This is a genomic window from Shinella agrisoli, from assembly GCF_046557955.1.
Lineage (GTDB): Bacteria > Pseudomonadota > Alphaproteobacteria > Rhizobiales > Rhizobiaceae > Shinella.
Map to the genome: position 1 here is coordinate 243,496 of NZ_JBJIEP010000001.1, position 19,013 is coordinate 262,508.

Annotated in this window: 23 protein-coding genes and 1 riboswitch; of the genes, 14 read left to right on the forward strand and 9 right to left on the reverse strand. The window is 66.4% G+C overall.

Translation table 11 applies throughout. The features are described 5' to 3' along the window. Positions 1-12: 12 nt before the first annotated feature. From ACIIOY_RS01115 to ACIIOY_RS01125, 3 genes are all read left to right on the forward strand, one after another. Positions 13-441 (forward strand): hypothetical protein, encoded by a 429-nt coding sequence (locus tag ACIIOY_RS01115; protein ID WP_411032758.1) that lies wholly within the window; start codon positions 13-15, stop codon positions 439-441. 544 nt (positions 442-985) lie between these two features. Continuing rightward, the gene (locus ACIIOY_RS01120) at positions 986-1,321 is read left to right on the forward strand and encodes a protein tyrosine phosphatase family protein (RefSeq protein WP_411032759.1); all 336 of its coding nucleotides are present in this window, start codon (positions 986-988) and stop codon (positions 1,319-1,321) included. Between the two features lie 170 nt (positions 1,322-1,491). Then, positions 1,492-2,883, forward strand: a complete 1,392-nt coding sequence (locus tag ACIIOY_RS01125; RefSeq protein ID WP_411032760.1) for an FAD/NAD(P)-binding protein — start codon at positions 1,492-1,494, stop codon at positions 2,881-2,883. 39 nt (positions 2,884-2,922) lie between these two features. Here the strand turns inward: ACIIOY_RS01125 and ACIIOY_RS01130 are convergent, their stop codons facing one another. Genes ACIIOY_RS01130 through ACIIOY_RS01145 form a run of 4 tightly spaced genes read right to left on the reverse strand, consistent with a single transcriptional unit; the run spans position 2,923 to position 4,581 of the window. Then, the gene (locus tag ACIIOY_RS01130; protein WP_411032761.1) at positions 2,923-3,390 is read right to left on the reverse strand and encodes a DUF1801 domain-containing protein; all 468 of its coding nucleotides are present in this window, start codon (positions 3,388-3,390) and stop codon (positions 2,923-2,925) included. 44 nt (positions 3,391-3,434) lie between these two features. Further along, on the reverse strand, positions 3,435-3,800 hold the full coding sequence (locus tag ACIIOY_RS01135; RefSeq protein WP_411032762.1) for a DoxX family protein: 366 nt from the start codon (positions 3,798-3,800) through the stop codon (positions 3,435-3,437). A gap of 14 nt (positions 3,801-3,814) precedes the next feature. Beyond that, positions 3,815-4,261 carry an SRPBCC family protein gene (locus ACIIOY_RS01140; RefSeq protein ID WP_411032763.1) on the reverse strand — a complete coding sequence of 149 codons (447 nt, stop codon included), beginning with the start codon at positions 4,259-4,261 and terminating at the stop codon, positions 3,815-3,817. Beyond that, positions 4,258-4,581 carry an ArsR/SmtB family transcription factor gene (locus ACIIOY_RS01145; protein ID WP_411032764.1) on the reverse strand — a complete coding sequence of 108 codons (324 nt, stop codon included), beginning with the start codon at positions 4,579-4,581 and terminating at the stop codon, positions 4,258-4,260. The genes ACIIOY_RS01140 and ACIIOY_RS01145 overlap by 4 nt, the downstream gene beginning before the upstream one ends. Positions 4,582-4,722: 141 nt before the next feature. Beyond that, positions 4,723-4,926, forward strand: a riboswitch (cobalamin riboswitch). A 159-nt stretch (positions 4,927-5,085) separates the two neighbouring features. Here ACIIOY_RS01145 and ACIIOY_RS01150 point away from each other — a divergent pair. The 8 genes from ACIIOY_RS01150 (at position 5,086) to ACIIOY_RS01185 (ending at position 12,754) form a co-directional block, all read left to right on the forward strand. Further along, a complete protein-coding gene (locus tag ACIIOY_RS01150; protein WP_411032765.1) occupies positions 5,086-6,993 on the forward strand; it encodes a TonB-dependent receptor plug domain-containing protein in 1,908 nt (635 codons plus the stop codon). Continuing rightward, a complete protein-coding gene (locus tag ACIIOY_RS01155) occupies positions 6,993-7,838 on the forward strand; it encodes an ABC transporter substrate-binding protein (protein ID WP_411032766.1) in 846 nt (281 codons plus the stop codon). The genes ACIIOY_RS01150 and ACIIOY_RS01155 overlap by 1 nt, the downstream gene beginning before the upstream one ends. Further along, positions 7,835-8,836, forward strand: coding sequence for a FecCD family ABC transporter permease (locus ACIIOY_RS01160; protein ID WP_411032767.1), 1,002 nt, complete (start codon positions 7,835-7,837; stop codon positions 8,834-8,836). Before ACIIOY_RS01155 ends, ACIIOY_RS01160 begins: the two co-directional genes overlap by 4 nt. Continuing rightward, on the forward strand, positions 8,833-9,627 hold the full coding sequence (locus ACIIOY_RS01165; protein ID WP_411032768.1) for an ABC transporter ATP-binding protein: 795 nt from the start codon (positions 8,833-8,835) through the stop codon (positions 9,625-9,627). The genes ACIIOY_RS01160 and ACIIOY_RS01165 overlap by 4 nt, the downstream gene beginning before the upstream one ends. Beyond that, positions 9,620-10,654 carry a DUF6925 family protein gene (locus ACIIOY_RS01170; protein ID WP_411032769.1) on the forward strand — a complete coding sequence of 345 codons (1,035 nt, stop codon included), beginning with the start codon at positions 9,620-9,622 and terminating at the stop codon, positions 10,652-10,654. The genes ACIIOY_RS01165 and ACIIOY_RS01170 overlap by 8 nt, the downstream gene beginning before the upstream one ends. Before the next feature lie 114 nt (positions 10,655-10,768). Beyond that, entirely contained in the window at positions 10,769-11,071 is a 303-nt protein-coding gene (locus ACIIOY_RS01175) for a DUF982 domain-containing protein (protein ID WP_411032770.1), read from the forward strand. Positions 11,072-11,246: 175 nt separating this feature from the next. Beyond that, positions 11,247-11,450: a cold-shock protein gene (locus tag ACIIOY_RS01180; protein ID WP_411033043.1), complete on the forward strand. Its 204-nt coding sequence runs from the start codon at positions 11,247-11,249 to the stop codon at positions 11,448-11,450. Positions 11,451-11,545: 95 nt separating this feature from the next. Further along, positions 11,546-12,754: an MFS transporter gene (locus ACIIOY_RS01185; RefSeq protein ID WP_411032771.1), complete on the forward strand. Its 1,209-nt coding sequence runs from the start codon at positions 11,546-11,548 to the stop codon at positions 12,752-12,754. Between the two features lie 63 nt (positions 12,755-12,817). Here the strand turns inward: ACIIOY_RS01185 and ACIIOY_RS01190 are convergent, their stop codons facing one another. Further along, positions 12,818-13,090: an usg protein gene (locus ACIIOY_RS01190; protein WP_411032772.1), complete on the reverse strand. Its 273-nt coding sequence runs from the start codon at positions 13,088-13,090 to the stop codon at positions 12,818-12,820. A gap of 30 nt (positions 13,091-13,120) precedes the next feature. On the opposite strand from ACIIOY_RS01190, the gene ACIIOY_RS01195 reads away from it, so the two are divergent. From ACIIOY_RS01195 to groL, 3 genes are read left to right on the forward strand one after another with little or no spacing between them, the layout of a single operon-like run. Beyond that, positions 13,121-13,333 carry a hypothetical protein gene (locus ACIIOY_RS01195; RefSeq protein WP_411032773.1) on the forward strand — a complete coding sequence of 71 codons (213 nt, stop codon included), beginning with the start codon at positions 13,121-13,123 and terminating at the stop codon, positions 13,331-13,333. Positions 13,334-13,372: 39 nt separating this feature from the next. Beyond that, a complete protein-coding gene (gene groES, locus ACIIOY_RS01200; RefSeq protein WP_411032774.1) occupies positions 13,373-13,687 on the forward strand; it encodes a co-chaperone GroES in 315 nt (104 codons plus the stop codon). Between the two features lie 47 nt (positions 13,688-13,734). After that, positions 13,735-15,363, forward strand: a complete 1,629-nt coding sequence (groL, locus tag ACIIOY_RS01205; protein ID WP_411032775.1) for a chaperonin GroEL — start codon at positions 13,735-13,737, stop codon at positions 15,361-15,363. Between the two features lie 186 nt (positions 15,364-15,549). Here groL and ACIIOY_RS01210 read toward each other — a convergent pair whose 3' ends face one another. The 4 genes from ACIIOY_RS01210 to ACIIOY_RS01225 form a co-directional block, all read right to left on the reverse strand. Beyond that, a complete protein-coding gene (locus ACIIOY_RS01210) occupies positions 15,550-15,861 on the reverse strand; it encodes a DUF982 domain-containing protein (protein ID WP_411032776.1) in 312 nt (103 codons plus the stop codon). A 72-nt stretch (positions 15,862-15,933) separates the two neighbouring features. Next, a complete protein-coding gene (locus ACIIOY_RS01215; RefSeq protein ID WP_411032777.1) occupies positions 15,934-16,887 on the reverse strand; it encodes an ABC transporter permease in 954 nt (317 codons plus the stop codon). Continuing rightward, positions 16,877-17,815 (reverse strand): ABC transporter ATP-binding protein, encoded by a 939-nt coding sequence (locus tag ACIIOY_RS01220; protein ID WP_411032778.1) that lies wholly within the window; start codon positions 17,813-17,815, stop codon positions 16,877-16,879. Before ACIIOY_RS01220 ends, ACIIOY_RS01215 begins: the two co-directional genes overlap by 11 nt. Further along, positions 17,812-19,005 (reverse strand): COG1470 family protein, encoded by a 1,194-nt coding sequence (locus ACIIOY_RS01225; protein ID WP_411032779.1) that lies wholly within the window; start codon positions 19,003-19,005, stop codon positions 17,812-17,814. Before ACIIOY_RS01225 ends, ACIIOY_RS01220 begins: the two co-directional genes overlap by 4 nt. Between the last annotated feature and the right edge of the window lie 8 nt (positions 19,006-19,013).

Below are 19,013 nucleotides of genomic sequence, written 5' to 3' on the forward strand. Positions count from 1 at the left end.
CAGGCGGCCATCGTGCAGCACATCATCATGCCGCCGCACATCATCATCATCGGCATGCCGCCGTTCATCATGGCCATCATGCGCTTGCAGCATTCCATGAACATGGCCTGGTCCATGCCGTCCATCGGCTTCATCTCGCAGACCATGCCGGTGTCGGTCATCTTGCAGGTCATCATGCCCATCATCATCGGCATGGGCATCGGCATCATCATGGGCATGCCGCCCATCATCGGCATCATGCCGTTCATCATCATCGGCGACATCATCGGCTGGCCCATGCCGCCCATCATGGCGTTCATCATCGGCATCATGTTCATTGCAGTGTTCATGGAAGTCTCCCGGCCCGCGGCCTGTGTTTCGCGTTTCAATGATGAATTGGGTAATAAATGCGCGAACGATGCTCAAGGAGATAAATCTTTCCAAGAATCTTTCCTCCAATAGAATGAGCAGCCCGTCCGCCACGAGCGGAAATTCGCGCAATATCGCGGAAACGCCTCCGTTATCTGAGAGGCCGCAGGACTGGGATGCGGACAAGAGCGGTTCGAATGCGCCTTTCCAGCGGACTCACCGGACCGCGCCGGATCCAAGGGCGATCTTTCCCTCGGGCAAGGCGAAAATAGCGTGTTTTTCCTTTAATCGATGATTTTTATAGAGAATTATCGGCCAAAACGGAGAACGCCATGTCGACACCCGGGCTCCGGCCGGGCATACCGCCTCGCCGATCGGCGCGCGCCATGCGGTGGAGACATCGTTCTGCGACCTGAACGACGTTGGCGCCTGAAGGCAGGCTGTCGATCCGCCGGGAGCATGGGATTTGAAACAATCTAGCGAACTGGTCTGGTTTGTGGTCGGGGCCGCCGTCGCCGTCGCACTCGTCTCCGCGGCCCTGTGGCTCAGCCTGTCCGTGCGGGCACTCGGCTTTCTCTAGGGTCTGCGGCGCAAGGGCCGCATCCGCTTCGCTCAAGCAATCGAAAGGAAGACAAGCATGGACATCCGCAAGATCGATGACGACTATTCGGTCTCCCCGCAGATCGGGCCGGAGGACGTCGATGTCGTCAGCCTGCTGGGCTTCAGGTCCATCGTCTGCCACCGACCCGATCACGAGCAGGCCGACCAGCCCGAATTCTCCTCCGTTGCCGCCCGCGCGGCCGAGCTCGGCATCGAGGTGCGGCATATCCCGGTCCCGTCGACAGGGCTCACGGACGGAGCCGTTGCCGGCATGATCGAGGCCCTTGCCGACCTGCCCAGGCCGATCCTGGGCTATTGCCGTTCGGGAACCCGGTCGACAAGGATCTACGAACAGGCGCTTCAGCCGCAATGAAGGCCTGCCGCGGTGCCGCCGGCTGCGCCGGCGCATGGGGATTGTCCGAAACAGGGCTTGATTTGGGACGGTGAATTCTATTGTTTTAGTAGACAACACCCTGTCACGGCGCGCCTTGACCGGCGCGCTTTTGGAAACCGCCTGACGCAGCGCAGGAAAGGAACCGGTTGATGACGCTCGTGCCCGCCCCCTTCTCCCCGCAGCCGCAGGACGCCGGCACCCTTGCCAGGATCGCGATCGTCGGCCGCGGCTTTACCGGCCTCATGACGGCGATCGCGCTGCTCAAGGCGTTCGCCCACCCCTTCCATCTCGTCATGTACGATCCCCATCCCAAGATCGACGGCGGGGAGGCCATCGGCCGGCCGGCATCCACATTGCTGAACAGCCGTGTGCGCGACCTGTCGGTCGATCCGGCCGCGCGCGAGGATTTCCGGCAGTGGCTCGAAACGAACGACGCGTGGCGCAACGGCGAGCAGGATGCGGGCGGCAACGTCGACCATGCCTTCGTGCCGGGCGAGGTCTTCAGCGCCTACGTCTACCAGCGTTTCTCCGAAGCCCTGCGGCAACGCACCGACGTCATGGTTCAGGTGCGCGCCGACAGCGTGGCCGCGATCGACCGGACCCCGAAAGGCGGCTTTTCGGTGACCTCCGGCGAGGGGGAAAAGGCCCGCTTCGACGCCGTGTTCCTGGCGACCGGCTATGGCCTGCGCGAGGAAGCCGGCAGCAGGTCGGGCGACGGCGCAAAGGGGGAAGCGGTGGTGATCGGCGGCGGCGTCCACGCCGTCGACCGGGCGCTGCGGCTGCTCGCGGCGGGAGAGGCCTCCCATGTCACGCTGATCTCAGCATCCGGCTTCCTGCCGCAGCCGCATGCGCCTTCGGCGGTCGGGTCCGTCGCGTCCGACCGGCCATTCCCCAACACCCTTCGCGGCGCCTTCCGCCACCTCAGGGAGGCCGCGAACAGGGCTGCGCTGGAAGGCACCGGCTGGCAGGGCATCATGAACGATTTCCGCCTGCGCGCGCGGGACCTCTGGCAATCGCTGACGCCGGAAGAGCGCCGCCGCTTCAAGCGCCACGTCAAGCCGATCTACGACAGCCACCGCAACCGCCTGCCCCCCGGGCAGTACGAGCGCCTGCGGCAGGCGATCGCCGATGGCGCGATCACCGTGCGCAAGGGCAAGGTGGAGCGCATCGCGACGAACGGCGTGCTGCTTTCCTCCGGCACGGGCCTGCAGGTTCTGCAGGCGGACCGCACGATCGACTGTCGCATTCGTCCGACCGACCTCGATTCGCCCCTGTACCGCTCCCTGCTCCTTGCGGACCTGGTCCGGCGCGACGAGCTGGATCTCGGCATATTCGTCGACCGCAGCGGGCGGGCGATCGTGGACGAGGAGCGGTTCGAGGCGCTTTTCGCGATGGGGCCGCTCGGCCTCGGCAGCCTGCCGGACATCGACCTCGTGCCGCAGATCGTGGTGCAGGCCTACGCGGCAGCCAAGGCGCTCGACGGCTGGCTGCACGGCCGCGAGCCGGCACATCGCCCGGCCGTCCAACCTGTGCGCAGCTAGCCCTTCGACCTGCTCGAGCTGCGCCGCGAGGCGGCCTGCCTACATTCGTTCGCCCGGCAATCCGCTTGCCTGCTTCACCCATTGCGCGAACTGCGCCTCATCGAGCTGGCCCTCGTGGACGTCGAGGTAGCGCACCTCGGGATGCTTGGATTTGCCGGGGGGCGGAGGCGTGAGCGACGTGCCGCGGAAAAAGGTGACCTTCACGTATTTCGTGAAACAGTGGAAGCTCAGGAACCAGACGTCGTCCTCCACCCCGTAGAACGGCGAGTTCCATTTGACCGCCTTCCTCACGCCGGGAACCTCGCGCTCGATCAGCGCGTCCAGGCGGCGTCCGAGGTCGCTCTTCCAGCCGGGCATGGCGGCGATATAGGCCTTAACGGGACCGTCGCCGTATCCCTTTGGTATCTGGGGATTGCCGCCGGACAGAAGGACGATCTCGCCGGGCTTCGGCGTCGCCTGGCGCGGCCCCGCGGCTTTGCCGCCCTTCGACGGTTTCTTGCCCACCATCGCATCCACCTCCATCAAGCTGTCAGTTCCGGTCGATCAAACACTCACAAGGGTTTCAGCACAAGCCTGCCGTAGGCGATGAAGGCGCATATGGCCACAACCACGAGCCAATAGACCATCGGGCCGTAGCTCCTGTCGCCGGAAGCGATATGCACGCCGCAAAAGAGCAGCATTTCCGCAGCCACGACGATCGCCGCGAACGGCACCAGAAAGGCCAGCGGCCTATGGAATCCGGCAAGGACCAGGCCGAGGGCGCAAAGCACCTCGACGGCGCTCATCCCCAGCCAGATTCCGTGCGGAATGGCCTTCAGGGACGGTACGGCCTGCTCGGAATTGAAAAGCTTCCATGCCGCCCCGACGGCGGTATGCAGCGCAAGGAGGACTTGAAGAACCCAAAGGAGAATGTTCATGATCGCTTTCCAGCCTACTTGCTCTCGATGCCGGGCATTCGCGCCAGGATCTGCTCCAGGTTTTCAAGGAACCGTTGCCAGCCTTGCTTCGCGCCGCCGAAAGCCTGCTTCTGCTCCGGCCGGAAACCTTCCTGCTCCACGCGCAGGCGCGTTCCTCCGTCCGTGGGCGCAAGCGTGAAGGTCACGACGCTCCGCAGATCGAACGCCGGATCGTCATGCGCGAAATTCCAGGTGTAGGAGAGCGTCCTATTCGGCTCGACGACGAGGACCTCGCAGTCCAGCACGCCGCCCCAGTCGCCGTGAAGGCGGAAACGGTGGCCCACGACCGGGCTGAAGTCGTTCCTCATCAGCCATTCCTCCATGAGGTGCGGCTGGGTGAGCGCGCGCCAGACCTTTTCCGGCGGATGGGCGATCTCGCGTTCGATGACGACAGAGCGCCTTTGCGCAGGGGCAGCATTCATTGGTCCATCCTTTTCAGCAAGTCCTCCAGGCTGTCGAGCCGGTTCTCCCAGAAGCCGGCCATCTCGTTCGCCCAGCCGACCAGAGGGGCCAGCGCGCCAAGCTGCGCCCGATAATGGGTCTGGCGGCCTTCATGGCGGTCGATGACCAGCCCGGCCTGTTTCAACACGCCGAGGTGCTTCGATACGGCCGGCTGCGAGACCCCGGCCCGATCGGTCAAAGCCCGGACCGTCTGCTCCCCTTCGAGGCAAAGCCGCTCGAAGATGGCCCGCCGCGTCGGGTCGGCGAGCGTTCTGAAGAGGATGTCGTGCGCGTCCGGCATTGAAACCCATAGCTCTGCGGTTATCGATCAAACCCATAACCGAAGAGCTATAGATGAGTCAAGCAGCGCCCGCGCCAACGGCCTGAACGGGCCTGTGGGTAGAGTGCAGCGTCTCTTGACCCGGGTTCGGGAGCGCCGATAGACTTCGATCACGGAACAGGTTCCGTCAGCATGACGGATGAAAAGGGAACACGGTGAGGACTACCCATCAGGGGCCGAAACCGTGACTGCCCCCGCAACTGTAACCGCCGAGCTTGCCCCATGATGCCACTGCGCCGAGGCGCGGGAAGGCGGGGAGAGCGATGACGCGGAAGTCAGGAGACCTGCCTGTGCCGGTCACCCATGCCGGGATACGGGGAGTGTCCGGGCGCGGCCGTCCGTAGCGGTGACATTGTCGAAGATGTCGCCGCATCGGCGGACGGTTGATGGAAGCGCCCGCTCCCCATGAATCCTCCTCAGCCCGCGGTGGAAAGCTGTGCAGGCGCGTCCTGCCATGGGGGAAAGATGAGGAACTATCTGGCAGGGGGCTCCCTGCTCGCCATCGCATTGTGTCAGCCCGTCCTTGCGCAGGACCAGGCGCCCACCGAGCTCGACGAGATCGTGATCACCGACGGCCTGACCCCGGTGGAGCTCAGGAAGTCCGGCCGTGCCGTCACCGTCGTTACCGGCGAGCAGATCGAGAAGAACCAGGTCCGCTACGTGGCGGACGCCCTGCGGATGGTGCCGGGCTTCGCCGTGTCGCGAACGGGCTCCTATGGCGGCCTGACGCAGGTCCGCGTGCGGGGCGCCGAGGGCAACCACGTGCTGGTGATGATCGACGGCGTCGAGGCCAACGACAACGCCCAGGGCGAATTCGATTTCGGCAGCCTGATCGCCGACGACATCGAGCGCATCGAGGTCCTGCGCGGACCGCAGAGCACCTTCTGGGGCGCGAACGCCATGTCGGGCGTCATCAACATCATCACCAAGCGGGGCGAGCGCAATTCCGTGCGCTCCACCGCGCGGACCGAAGTCGGCACCGACGGGACCTGGATGGGTGCATTCTCCACGCGCGGCGGCGGCGAGAATTTCGACTATTCGCTGTCCGGCGCCCTCAGGCGCACGGGCGGCTTCAACATCTCGGACATCGGCGCGGAAGACGACGGCGACCGCAACGGCACGCTGAACGGCAAGTTCACGGTGGACGTCTCGCCCGATACGACCGTCGACGGCACGTTGCGCTACGTCAACCGCCGCAGCGATCTCGATCCGCAGGACTACGACACGGCGATGACCTACGATGCGGAGGACTACACCAGAAGCCGCGAATTCTACGGCTCCCTCGGCCTCACCAACACGGCGCTCGATGGCGCGCTGACGCAGAAGGCGCGTTTCTCGGGCAACGACATCTCCCGCTTCAACCATTCGGCGGCCACCGGCGACAGCTGGAACGACGGCAACCGCTACAACGCCACCTACCAGGCCTCCTACCGCTATGACGAGCTGGAAAACCAGGTTCACCAGCTGACCGCCGGCTACGAATGGCAGCGCGAGACCTTCTCGCCGTCACACCTCACGGAGACCTTCAGCCGCAACACCCATTCGCTGATCGGCGAATATCGCGGCGAGTTCTCCGATCAGTTCTATCTGAACGGCGGCGTGCGGCAGGACTGGAACGACGCCTTCGACGACGCCGTGACCTGGACGATGAGCGCCGCCTGGCAGATCCCGAACGCCGGGACGCGCCTGCACGCCTCCATCGGCACCGCCGTCACCAACCCGACCTTCTACGAGCAGTTCGGCTATTTCCCCAGCACCTTCGTCGGCAACCCGAACCTCAAGCCGGAGGAAAGCCTCGGCTGGGACATCGGCGTGGAAAAGAGCCTGTTCGACGGCGGGCTCGTCGTCGACGTCACCTACTTCAACCAGAACCTGAAGAACGAGATCGCAACCGTCTACGATTCGAACTTCATGGCGACGCCCGTCAACCGCGATGGCGAAAGCCGGCGCAGGGGCGTCGAGGTCTCGGCGACGGTCGATTTCTTCAACGGCTTCACGGCGACGGCCTCCTATACCTATACGCATGCCACGGAGCAGACGGTTGCCGGGGGCGCGCGTCTCCAGGAAGTCCGCCGGCCCCGCCATGCGGGCTCCCTGAGCGCGGCCTATGTCTTCCACGAGGACCGGGCGCGGGTGTTTGCCGAGGCGGTGTTCAATGGCAAGATGCAGGACAGCGTCTTCGCCACCTTCGTTCCGCCGCGGGTGACGCTCGGAGGATATACGGTCGTCAATGTCGGCGGCAGCTTCAAGGTCAACGACACGGTCGAGGTCTTCGGCCGGATCGACAACCTCTTCGACCGCGACTATCAGGAAATCTACGGTTTCAACACGCCGGGCCTGACGGCCTTCGCCGGACTGAAGGCGACCTTCTGATGCATGGGAAGCGTTGGCATGCGATCGTCCTTGCCGGCCTCCTCTGGCCGGGGACGACGTGCGCCGACGCCTTTCCGCAGCGCGTCGTCTCGATGAACGTCTGCACGGACCAGCTGGCCATGCTCGTCGCAAGGCAGGGCCAGCTTCATTCGGTCTCCTACCTCGCACGCGATGCCGGCGCCTCGGCGATGGCTGAGGAGGCCGGCGCCTATGTCGTCAACCACGGGCTGGCGGAGGAAATCTTCCTGATGAAGCCCGATCTGGTGCTTGCCGGCACCTATACGACGCGCACCACCGTGTCGCTGCTGCGCCGGCTCGGCTTCCGGGTGGAGGAGTTCCAGCCGGAAGCGTCTTTCGACGATGTCCGCGCGAACCTCCGGCGCATGGGCGGCCTGATCGGCAACCCGGCGCGGGCCGAGGCGCTGATCGCCGGCATGGATGCCGAGATCGCGGCACTCGAATCCGCCAGGCCGCCACGGCTGCGCACCGCGCTCTATTTCGCCAACAGCTATACGGCCGGCGCCGGCACGCTCGTTTCCGAAGTGGTGAAGCGCACGGGCCTGGAGAACATCGCCGAGACATTGGGCATGGCGGGAACCGCACGCCTGCCGCTCGAACTGCTGGTCCTTTCCGATCCCGAGTTGCTGGCCGGCGGACGCGCACGACAGGACAAGCCGGCGCTCGCCGACCAGAACTTCACCCATCCCGCCTATCGCGCGCTTGCGAGGGAAACGGCCGAGGCGCCGCTTGAAAGCCGGCTGACCGTCTGCGGCGGCCCGTTCACCCTGGAAGCCGCCCGCGCCCTGCAGGACGCCGCGCGCCGGGCCGGGGAAGGCAGGCCATGACGACCCGTTCCCGCTACGCCGCAACCCTCGCCATTCTCGCGGCAGCGGCCCTCGTGCTCTTTGCCTTCTCGCTCACCGTCGGTCCGGCAAACGTCACGCTTGCGGACAGCCTTCGCGCGCTCTTCGGCGGCGGCGAGGAATTGCTGGTTCTGGTGATGCAGGAGATCCGCCTGCCCCGCGCGCTGCTCGGCCTCATCGTCGGGGCGACGCTCGGTCTTTCGGGGGCGGCGCTCCAGGGGTACCTTCGCAACCCGCTCGCCGAACCGGGGCTGATCGGCGTCAGCGCCTCGGCCTCGCTGGGCGCGGTGATCGCCATCTATACGGGGCTTTCGGCGCTTTTCGCGCTTGCCCTGCCGCTCCTGGCGCTGGCCGGCGCGATGCTGGCCGTCTTCGTGCTGCAGGCGATGGCGGGCTCCGACGGCCGGCCCCTCACCGTCATCCTCACCGGCGTCGCGATCTCCAGCCTCGCCGGCGCGATGACGTCGCTGGTGCTGAACCTGTCGCCCAATCCCTTCGCGGCGATGGAGATCATGTTCTGGATGCTCGGCTCGCTCACGGATCGCTCGATGCCGCATGTCTGGCTGGTGCTGCCCTTCACGGCGGCCGGCTGGCTGCTGCTGTTCCGCCTCGGCCGGGCGCTCGACGCGCTGACGCTCGGCCCCGATGCCGCCGCGAGCATGGGCATCGACCTCGGGCGCGTGCAGCGGCTGGCGATCGCCGGCACGGCGCTCTCGGTGGGCGCCGCCACCGCCGTCACGGGCGCCATCGGCTTCGTCGGCCTCGTGGTGCCGCACGTGCTGCGTTCCTTCGTCGGCGCGCAGCCTTCGCGGCTTCTTCCGGCCAGCGCCCTCGGCGGCGCGGCGCTGCTGCTGGCCGCCGATATCCTCGTGCGCGTCATCGCGCCGGACCGCGACATCAAGCTCGGCGTCCTGACGGCGATCGTCGGCGCTCCCTTCTTCTTCTGGCTCGTCTGGACGCACAGGAGGAAGGTGCTGTGAGCGTGCTTGCGATCGAGAACCTGTCGGCCGCGCTTTCCGGCAGGAGGGTGGTGGACGGCGTGTCGCTCACGCTCGCCAAGGGCAGCTTCACCGGCCTCATCGGCCCGAACGGGGCGGGCAAGTCGACCTTCCTGCGCGCCTGCCTCGGCCTCGTTCCGGCAAGCGGCGCGGTCCGTCTCGACGGCCTCGACCTTGCGGCCCTCAGAGCATCCGAACGCGCCCGCCATCTCGCCTACCTGCCGCAGGAGCGCGAGACCGCCTGGGCGATGAGCGTGGAGGCCGTGGTGGCGCTCGGCCGGCTGCCGCATCACGCGCGCTTTGCCGCTGCCTCGGATCGCGACCGGGCGGCGACGGAAGCCGCCCTCGCCCGCATGGACCTTTCCGCCTTCCGCCATCGCGCCGTCACGAGCCTTTCCGGCGGCGAGCGCGCGCGCGTCCTCATCGCCCGTGCGCTCGCGCAGGAAACGCCGGTTCTGCTTGCCGACGAGCCGCTGGCCGGGCTCGACCCGCAGCATCAGATCGCGCTCATGCGGCTTTTCAGGGAGCTGGCGGAGGAAGGCAGGATCGTCATCGCCTCGATGCACGACCTGACGCTCGCCGGACGCTGGTGCGACCGCCTGCTCCTGCTGCGCGAGGGCCGCGCCGTCGCAGAAGGCCCGCCCGAGGCCGTGCTGACCGCCGGGACCCTGGAAGAGGTCTACAAGGTCGAGGCCTTCATAGGCGCCGCCGCCGGCGGCCTCATCGTGCAACCCGTCGACCTGTCGCGGAAGGAGAAAAATGAACATGGCTGACCTGCGGGACGTGCTGCAAGACCACCTTGCCGACGAGAAAGCCGGCTGGAGCATGGGCTCCTTCGGCGCCGTCGCGGAATTCCACCAGGACAAGGGCGAGCCGCTCGACGCCGATGCGCCGGCGCTCTTCGTGCGGGCGACCCGGCGCGGCGCCATCCGCCTCGATGCCGGGATGGTCGGGAGGATCGAGCCCGTCGCCTACGAGACGCTGAGCCCGAAGCCGCACCGCTGGAGCCATGCCCTGGCGCTCTGCCTGCCCGCCGGGGATGCCGCCGGAAGCAGGCGCGATGTCCTCACCGAGCTCGGGCCGGACGAGGATGCCGTGCGCCCCGCCGACCGCACGGCGATCCTCTTCGACATGGGGCTTGCCCTGCCGCAATGCGATTTCTGCATCCGCGCCGACGATCCGGCCCTCCTCGCCATACTGCGCGAGAATGCCGGGCGAAGCCTGTTCGATCCCGCCAACCCGGCGGGGGGCGCCATCCTGAAGGCCCACCCGCACCGGGTCGCGCTGACGCGCATCGGCCGCGTCGAGGTGTTCCAGAAGATCGGCGGGCCGGATACCGGCGGGGTCTCGCCGCCCGGCCCCCACACCCATCTTCTGCCGCAGCTGCTGAAATCGGGCCGCACCCATTCGGCCAACGTCCCGATCCCGGATCATCTGATGCCGCTCGGCTATCTCCATCCGGCCAATCCGGTCATGGACGGCATGGGGGCGGACAGGGATTTCGACATCGAGGACCACGTCCGCTTCCAGGCGCTGTACGATCAGTTCGCCCGTCCCGATCTGCCAATCCTGCGCAAGGCCGTGCTTGCGGCGCTGGACAAGAAGGTCGAGCCCCATCGGTTTACGGTGCCGGCCGACCGCTTCGGCCGCGCGACGGTGCGCCTCACGCTCCGCCAGCAGCACCGCCTCGCCGAAAAGTTCGCCGACAGCGCCTACCTCGACCTGGTGGCGCGCTGGCGCGAGGCGTTCGACAAGGTCTCCGACACGACGGCGGCCGACGACGACGCGCCCGGCCACTGACGTTCCGGCACAGGCATATCCCCCTCGCCTTCCGGCACCGTCCGGCAGGCCTTGAACCGGCACGCGCGCAGCCCATATCGAATAGGCCAGATGTCTTTTGAAAGGAGGATATCGATGCTGGCCGACGTATTCTTTTCGACGCCCCTTCATGTAAACCTGTCCAACGGTCTCAGCCGCACCTTCGACAGCGTCACCGACACCCTCGATTTCCTGGAACACGAATGGCCGCTTCGGCGCGGCGAGCGATACAAGCGCGCCTGCGAGAAGTGCCGCGCCGCTCTCCTTCGGCAGACCCCCGTCGCCATCGCGCGCGAGGCCTTCGTCGCCGCCTGCCTCGAGGCGGGCCTGCCCGTTCAGGCATTGCCGCCGGTCTGGCAGCGCTCCGGGTCGTCCACGCCGCCGCGCATGAGCGCCTGAATGCAGACCGCCGCCCGACCCTGCCGAGGCGGGCGGTCTCCTCGATCGATACACCCGGCGCGCCATGGGCATGTGGCGCGCAGCGGACATCCTTGCGGATAAACGGTTGCACCGCCGCAAGTCGATGCATAAGCTCCATCGGCGGCGCGAACGCCGCCCAGATCACGAGGACGACATGGCAACCGGCACTGTTAAGTTTTTCAACCAGGACAAGGGCTTCGGCTTCATCACCCCCGACAATGGCGGGGCAGACGTTTTTGTCCATGTATCGGCCGTGCAGAGCGGCGGACCGCTGCGAGACGGCACGAAGGTCGACTACGACATCGGCCAGGATCGCAAGACCGGCAAGACGAAGGCGGAAAACGTCCGCCCGCTCTGAGCAAGCTCCCCATCCGAGACGACCATGATGCGTGAGGTTCGCGGGTGAAACCGCGGACCTTCCGCCGTGGCATCCGGACGGTCACGGAAACAGACATGACAACCGCCATCCCCACCACGACGCGTTCCAGGACCTACCTCGCCGTTCTGGTCGTCCTCGGCCTTACGCACCTCCTCAACGATCTGATGCAGTCGCTCATCCCGGCGGCCTATCCGATCCTGAAGGACGCCTATGCCCTCGATTTCGTCCAGATCGGCATGATCACCATGACGTTCCAGATCGCGGGCTCGCTGCTGCAGCCGGCGATCGGCATGGTGACGGACAAGCATCCCGCCCCCTATTCGCCGGTGGTGGGAATGATGTTCACGCTTTCGGGTCTGGTCAGCCTGGCTTTCGCGCACAGCTATGCGGTGATCCTCGTCTCGGTCGCCCTGATCGGCATCGGGTCGTCGATCTTCCATCCCGAGGCCACACGCATGGCGCGTTACGCGGCCGGCGGCCGGCAGGGGCTGGCGCAGGGGCTCTTCCAGGTCGGCGGTCAGGCAGGCGGCGCGCTCGGCCCGGTCTTCGCCGCGCTGATCCTCGTGCCGTGGGGGCAGGCAAGCCTCGCCTGGTTCGCCGTCCTGGCGCTGCTGGCGATGATGCTTCTCGTCTGGATCGGCAGCAAGCAGCGTCAGATCAGCGCCGAGTTCGCGGCAATGCGGGCGAATGGCAGGAAGGAGGGCGCCGCCGTCCGCCATGCGCCCGTGACGATCGGCGTCGGGCTGGTGGTCCTGACGCTGCTGATGTTCGTCAAGAATGCCTACGGAGAGAGCTTCCGGTCGTTCTACACGTTCTACCTCATGGAGAAGTTCGGCCTCTCGATCCCCTCGGCGCAGATGATGCTGTTCATCTTCCTCCTGGCCTCGGCCGCGGGGGCGCTAGTCGGCGGGATCGTCGGCGACCGGATCGGACGCTATCGGATCATCTGGATCTCCGTCCTGGGGCCGCTCCCCCTGACGCTGATCCTGCCTCACGTCGACCTGTTCTGGACCGGCGTCCTGACGGTGCTGATCAACCTGATCATGGCGAGCGCCTTCGCTTCGATACTGATCTACGCGATCGAGCTTCTGCCTCACCGCATCGGGCTGATCGGCGGGCTGTTCTACGGATTGAACTTCGGCCTTGGCGGCATTGCCGCCGCGCTCCTCGGGATCCTCGCCGACCGGTACGGCGTCGAGACCGTCTACACCATCTGCTCCTTCCTTCCGCTCGCCGGGCTGCTCGCCTGGTTTCTCCCGAAGATCGAGGAAGGCGGCACTTGACCGGTCGCGGCCATGGCAACGCGCGGGCTCGTGCAGCGCCCACGCGCTCCGCGTCCTCCGGCGTCAGTGCAGCTTGAACTCTCCCTCGACGCGCCGCCATTCGTTCGGCCCGATCAGGCGCCGGTGGGTATAGCGGACGGAATGCAGCGGCCCTTCGAGGTTGCTCTGCCAGAAATCCAGGAACCTGTGCATCTCCGGAAAATCGGGCGCGAGATCGTAGTCCTGCCACACATAGGTCTGCAGGACGGATTCGAAGTCGGGAATCCGGTAGAGGATATGGGCGGTGGTGAGGCCGTAGCCGTTGAGCTGGCGTTCCAGATCCGATGAAAATCGCATGCTTCATCTCCGTTTCAGGACGGTCCGAGGATGACCGCATTTTTTGCGGCCATCAATGGAAAATTGAACGTGGAATCCGGTTTTCTTGTTCCTTTACAGCGTGTTAGCAGCCGCCTTCGGCGAGTGCTGATTTTTCTTCGCCACCCTCTTGAAATCGAAAAAGGCGCAAACCAGATCATTGCCGCCGAACGCTTCGATGAAGGTTCGGCACCTCGTTCCGGACTGGTCATCCGGTCCGAATGAAGGGGGTTCCAAACATCCTGTTTGTCCATGGAGGAAAACATGAAGTTCCGACCGCTGCATGATCGCATCGTCGTTCGCCGCCTCGAGTCCGAGGAAAGGACCAAGGGGGGCATCATCATCCCCGACACCGCCAAGGAAAAGCCGCAGGAAGGCGAGGTGGTCGCCGTCGGCCCCGGCGCGCGCAACGAGCAGGGACAGATCGTGGCGCTCGATGTCAAGGCGGGCGACCGCGTCCTCTTCGGCAAGTGGTCCGGCACCGAGATCAAGATCGATGGCGAGGATTACCTGATCATGAAGGAATCCGACGTCATGGGCGTGATCGAAGCCCAGGCCGAACAGAAGCAAGCCGCCTGAGGCGTCCGTTTTTCAGTCATAACCAGCTGCCTATGATGGAGTGAACAATGGCTGCGAAAGAAGTCAAATTCCACACCGATGCCCGTGAGAAGATGCTGCGCGGCGTCGACATCCTCGCCAATGCGGTGAAGGTCACCCTCGGCCCGAAGGGCCGCAACGTCGTCATCGACAAGTCCTTCGGCGCGCCGCGCATCACCAAGGACGGCGTTTCCGTTGCCAAGGAGATCGAGCTGGAAGACAAGTTCGAGAACATGGGCGCGCAGATGCTGCGCGAAGTCGCCTCGAAGACCAACGACCTTGCCGGCGACGGCACGACGACGGCGACCGTTCTCGCCCAGGCGATCGTCAAGGAAGGCGCCAAGGCCGTTGCTTCCGGCATGAACCCGATGGACCTGAAGCGCGGCATCGACCTTGCCGTCGACGCCGTCGTCAAGGAACTGAAGAGCAACGCCCGCAAGATCTCCCACAATTCCGAGATTGCCCAGGTCGGCACGATTTCCGCCAACGGCGATTCGGAGATCGGCCGCTACCTCGCCGAGGCGATGGAGAAGGTGGGCAACGAAGGCGTCATCACGGTCGAGGAAGCCAAGACCGCCGAGACCGAACTCGAAGTCGTCGAAGGCATGCAGTTCGACCGCGGCTACCTCTCGCCCTACTTCGTGACCAATGCCGACAAGATGCGGGTCGAGCTCGAAGACCCCTATATCCTCGTCCACGAGAAGAAGCTCTCGAACCTCCAGTCCATGCTGCCGGTGCTTGAAGCCGTCGTGCAGTCCGGCAAGCCGCTCCTCATCATCGCCGAGGACGTCGAGGGCGAAGCGCTGGCGACGCTCGTCGTCAACAAGCTGCGCGGCGGCCTGAAGATCGCCGCCGTCAAGGCCCCGGGCTTCGGCGACCGCCGCAAGGCCATGCTGGAGGACATCGCCATCCTGACGGGCGGCACGGTCATCTCCGAAGACCTCGGCATCAAGCTGGAGAACGTCACGCTCAACATGCTGGGCCGCGCCAAGAAGGTCGCCATCGAGAAGGAGAACACGACCATCATCGACGGCGCCGGCTCGAAGGCCGAGATCGACGGTCGCGTCACCCAGATCCGCGCGCAGATCGAGGAGACCACCTCCGACTACGACCGCGAGAAGCTGCAGGAGCGCCTGGCCAAGCTCGCCGGCGGCGTCGCCGTCATCCGCGTCGGCGGCTCGACGGAAGTCGAGGTGAAGGAGAAGAAGGACCGCGTCGACGATGCCCTGCATGCGACCCGCGCTGCGGTCGAGGAAGGCATCCTGCCGGGCGGCGGCGTCGCCCTGCTGCGTGCCGTCAAGGCGCTCGACGGCCTGAAGACCGAAAACGACGACCAGCGCGTCGGCATCGACATCGTGCGCCGCGCGATCGAGGCGCCGGTGCGCCAGATCGCCGAGAACGCGGGCGCCGAAGGCTCGATCATCGTCGGCAAACTGCGCGAGAAGACCGACTTCTCCTATGGCTGGAACGCGCAGACGGGCGAATACGGCGACCTCTATGCCCAGGGCGTTATCGACCCGGTCAAGGTCGTGCGCACCGCGCTTCAGGACGCCGCCTCCGTCGCCGGCCTGCTGGTGACGACCGAAGCCATGATCGCCGAAAAGCCGAAGAAGGAAGCCGCCCCGGCCGTGCCGGCCGGCCCCGGCATGGACTTCTGAAGGCGATCCGGTCCCATCCGGTCATCCGGGCCCGCCCGTCCAAGGGCGGGCCTTTTTCATGGGCATGAAGGCGCCTTCCGGGAACGGAATACCGCTCCCGCCATCCGGACGGCAACGCCGCAGGCGCATAGGCATGAAGGGCGGCGCAGGGCCGCCCTTCATGCAGGAACGATGCTTTTGCGACGTTCAACCGAGAATGGGCGCCGGCCGCATCGGCACGATCGGGGAAGACCGGCCACGTCCGGCCGCCTGCAACGCGGGATCCTCGATCAGGATGTCGTTGCGCCTGGCGAATTCGGCGAGGGCTGCGGCGACGGTCTCGGGTTCGACCTCGCCTGCCATGCCGGCCTTGCAGGCATTCAATGCGATCTCAAGGCTGGCGTTGCGGCCGGCATGCGGCCAATCCAGAAGCAGGCCATAGGCCTCGGGGACGCTTTCGATGCGCGCCGGAAAGCCGAGGCCGATCAGCAGGACGACAGGTTCCTCGAAGCGTTTCATTCTTTCCTCCCTTTCACTTTCCTCCTCCCGCGGAAGAAGCCCCGCGCGTGATCGCACGCGCGGGGGCCCCGGTCATGCGCGGACCTCCTGCCGCTGGAACACGACATAGGCGATCGTGAACAGCACCAGCATCGCCGCCACGAGGCCGGACAGCTGCGGCCAGACGATCAGCAGGCTCTCCAGCGTGGGAAGCGGCGCGCCGATCACCGCACCCTGAAGCTGGTGCAGGAAGAGCGGGCCGACGGAGCGGGCGGCCGGATCGAGCAGCAGCGCGGTCGTCTCGCCGTAGAGCGTCTGCGGCGACACCCGCGCGATCGCCTGGCGCCATTCGAACTGGCTGAGGACCGTCATCGGGTCGAGCGGGTCCACCGGCGCGACGATGCCCGCGATCAACGGGGCGATCATGCCCCAGAAGACGGTGAACACCAGCCACACCGAAAGCGCCGCGAGCGCGGATGTGGCCGGCGAGCGGATCACGGTCGAGAAGGCGATCGCCAGCGCCAGCCACACGCCGGCATAGGCGAGCGTGGCGGCAAGCCAGAAGGCGCCGCGCACGATGTCGGCGCCCGAGGGCGGCAGGCCGAGGAACAGCATGCCGAGCCCCGTCATCAGCAGCCACAGCGTCAGCAGCGCGATCGCGATGACGAGAAGCCCGCCGAGGAACTTGCCGAACAGCACCGCGTCGCGATAGATCGGCTGGGCGAGAAGCCGGCTCATCGTGCGGCGGTTGAATTCGCCGTTGATCGCATCGAAGCCGAGCGTGATCGCCACCAGCGGCAGGAGGAAGCCGAGGAAGGCGGCGAACGAGGGCAGCGGCTCGCGCGCCACCGTGAACAGCTTGAGGAACAGGTAGGCGTCCTCGGCGGTGGTGGCGCGGATGCGGTCGATCGCACCGTAGACCGCGCCGATGGCGGTGAGCAGCACCAGCAGCATGATGAGATGCATGCGCGCGCTCGTCATGTGATCGGCCGCCTCCTTCAGCGCCACCGTGCCGACACCCTTGAGCGGAGACCCTTCACGCCGCATTTGCGACCTCCCTGAAATAGCGGTTGTAGGCTTGGTCGAGCCGGGCCCGGCGCAGGTCGAGGTTCTTCAGCGATCCGCCCGCCTGGACGACGAGGCGGGCGATCTCGGGACGGACATCCCGTATCGCCTCGACCTGCCAGTGGCCGTCCTCGCCGGGCATGACGGAGGTCACGCCGTCGGCCGACGCGGCGGCCTTCGCAAGATCGATCCCCTCCGCCTCCACGTCGATGACGAAGGAGCCGCGGCCGATCCTCGCCGCCAGTTCCTCGATGGTGCCGAAGAAGCCGATCCGCCCCCGGTTGAAGAGCGCCACGCGATGGCAGACCGACTGCACCACGTCGAGCATGTGCGAGGACAGCAGAATGGTCATGCCGCCCCGCGACAGCTCCGCAATCAGGTCGAGCAGTTCCTGCGTCGATTGCGGATCGAGGCCGGAGGTCGGCTCGTCGAGGATCGCGACCTTGCAGTCGCGCATCAGCAGCTCGGCGATGCCGAGCCGCTGGCGCATGCCGCGCGAATAGGTGGCGACGGGCCGGTCCGCCGCTTCCGTCAGCCGCACTTTTTCCAGCGCGGCCGCGATCCGCTCCTTCGCAAGGTCGCGGGACATGCCCGACAGGCGCGCGGTATAGGCGAGATTCTCCCGGCCCGTCATGGTGTCGTAGAAGCCGATGGCGTCCGGCAGGTAGCCGACCTCGCGCTTGACCTCCAGCGGCTGGCGCAGCGGGTCCCTTCCGAGGATGCGCACGCTGCCTTCGCTCGCCTCCGTCAACCCGAGGAGCATCAGGATCGTGGTGGTCTTGCCGGCGCCGTTGGGTCCGAGCAGGCCGATGACCTCGCCCTGGTTGACCGACAGGTCGATGCCGTCGACGGCGACCGCATCGCCGTAACGCTTGGCAAGCCCCTTCGCTTCGAGAACGACCGTGCTCATCGCCGCCCGTACCTCAAGACTGCGCCGCCGAGGACCAGGACCGCGGCGGCGATCACGCCGAGGCCGGCCGCACCCCAGAGCGTGGAGGTCCTGACGGTGACGCGGAACTGCACATCCTGCGATACGGGGCCGCCGGAGGCGCGCACCGTGACCATGTAGTCGCCGGCGATCGCCTGCTCGGAGGGCGTGATCTTCACGTTGACCTCAGCCGTGGCGTTCGGCGCCAGCGCCGCGATGTCCTTCGGTTCGAATTCGACGTTCCAGCCGGAGGGCGGGGTCGCCGACAGTTCGAGGTCGGTGGCCGGCGCGCTGCCCGTATTGGTCAGCGTGAAGGTGAAGCTCGACTCCCTGCCGGCGACCGCCTCGCCCGAAAGGCGCTCCTGCGGGCCGGAGATCTGGATCTCGGGCTCGCCCGTCACCTCGAGGCTCAGTTCCGTCGCGGCAGACTGGCCCTCGCCGCTGACCTCGAAGCCGACGGGATAGCGGCCGGCCTCGACGGAGCGCGACGGGATCACCTCCATGGTGACGGTCTCGCTCGCGCCCGCCGCGACGGGCACGCCGGTGATCTCCTCCGAGCCGTAGCCTTTCTTGAAGCGGGTCTGGAAACCGTTCGGCACATTGGCCGCGAGGTTGAACAGGCCGTCCTCGGCCCCCTCGTTCTTGACCTCGATCTTGAAGGAGAAGGTGGAGCGCGCCGTGCCGCGCAGGGCCGGCAGCTCCGGTTCGAGCGAGAGGCCGGAGGCCTCGTCCTCAGCCTGCGACAGCCGCACGACGAGCGGCAGCGTGATCGTTTCCGATCCCGTTCGGGCATGGATCTCGATCGCGTGGTCGCCCTCGGCGGGCGCGTTTTCGGGCGGCGTCAGCTCCAGCGTCAGGCTTTCGGTGGAATCCGGCGCGACGATGGCGGCGGTCACATCCTTGCCGCCGCCCTTCAGTGACCATTTCCAGCCATCCGGCACGCCGGAGACGTCGATGGCCGCGCGCTGCGGCGGCAGCTTCTCGTTGCGCAGGGTGAGCGGGACGGACTCCGTCTCACCCGGCCTGATCGCCATCTCGGGATAGGCGGTGGTCAGCCAAAGCCCCCTCAGTTCGTCAGCCGGGCCGGCCGGCTGCTGGGCGGCCGCCGGAACGGAGGCGAGAAGCGGCGCCACCAGTCCGGCTGCCATGAGCGTTCGAGTGATTGTTCTCATTCGTGTTC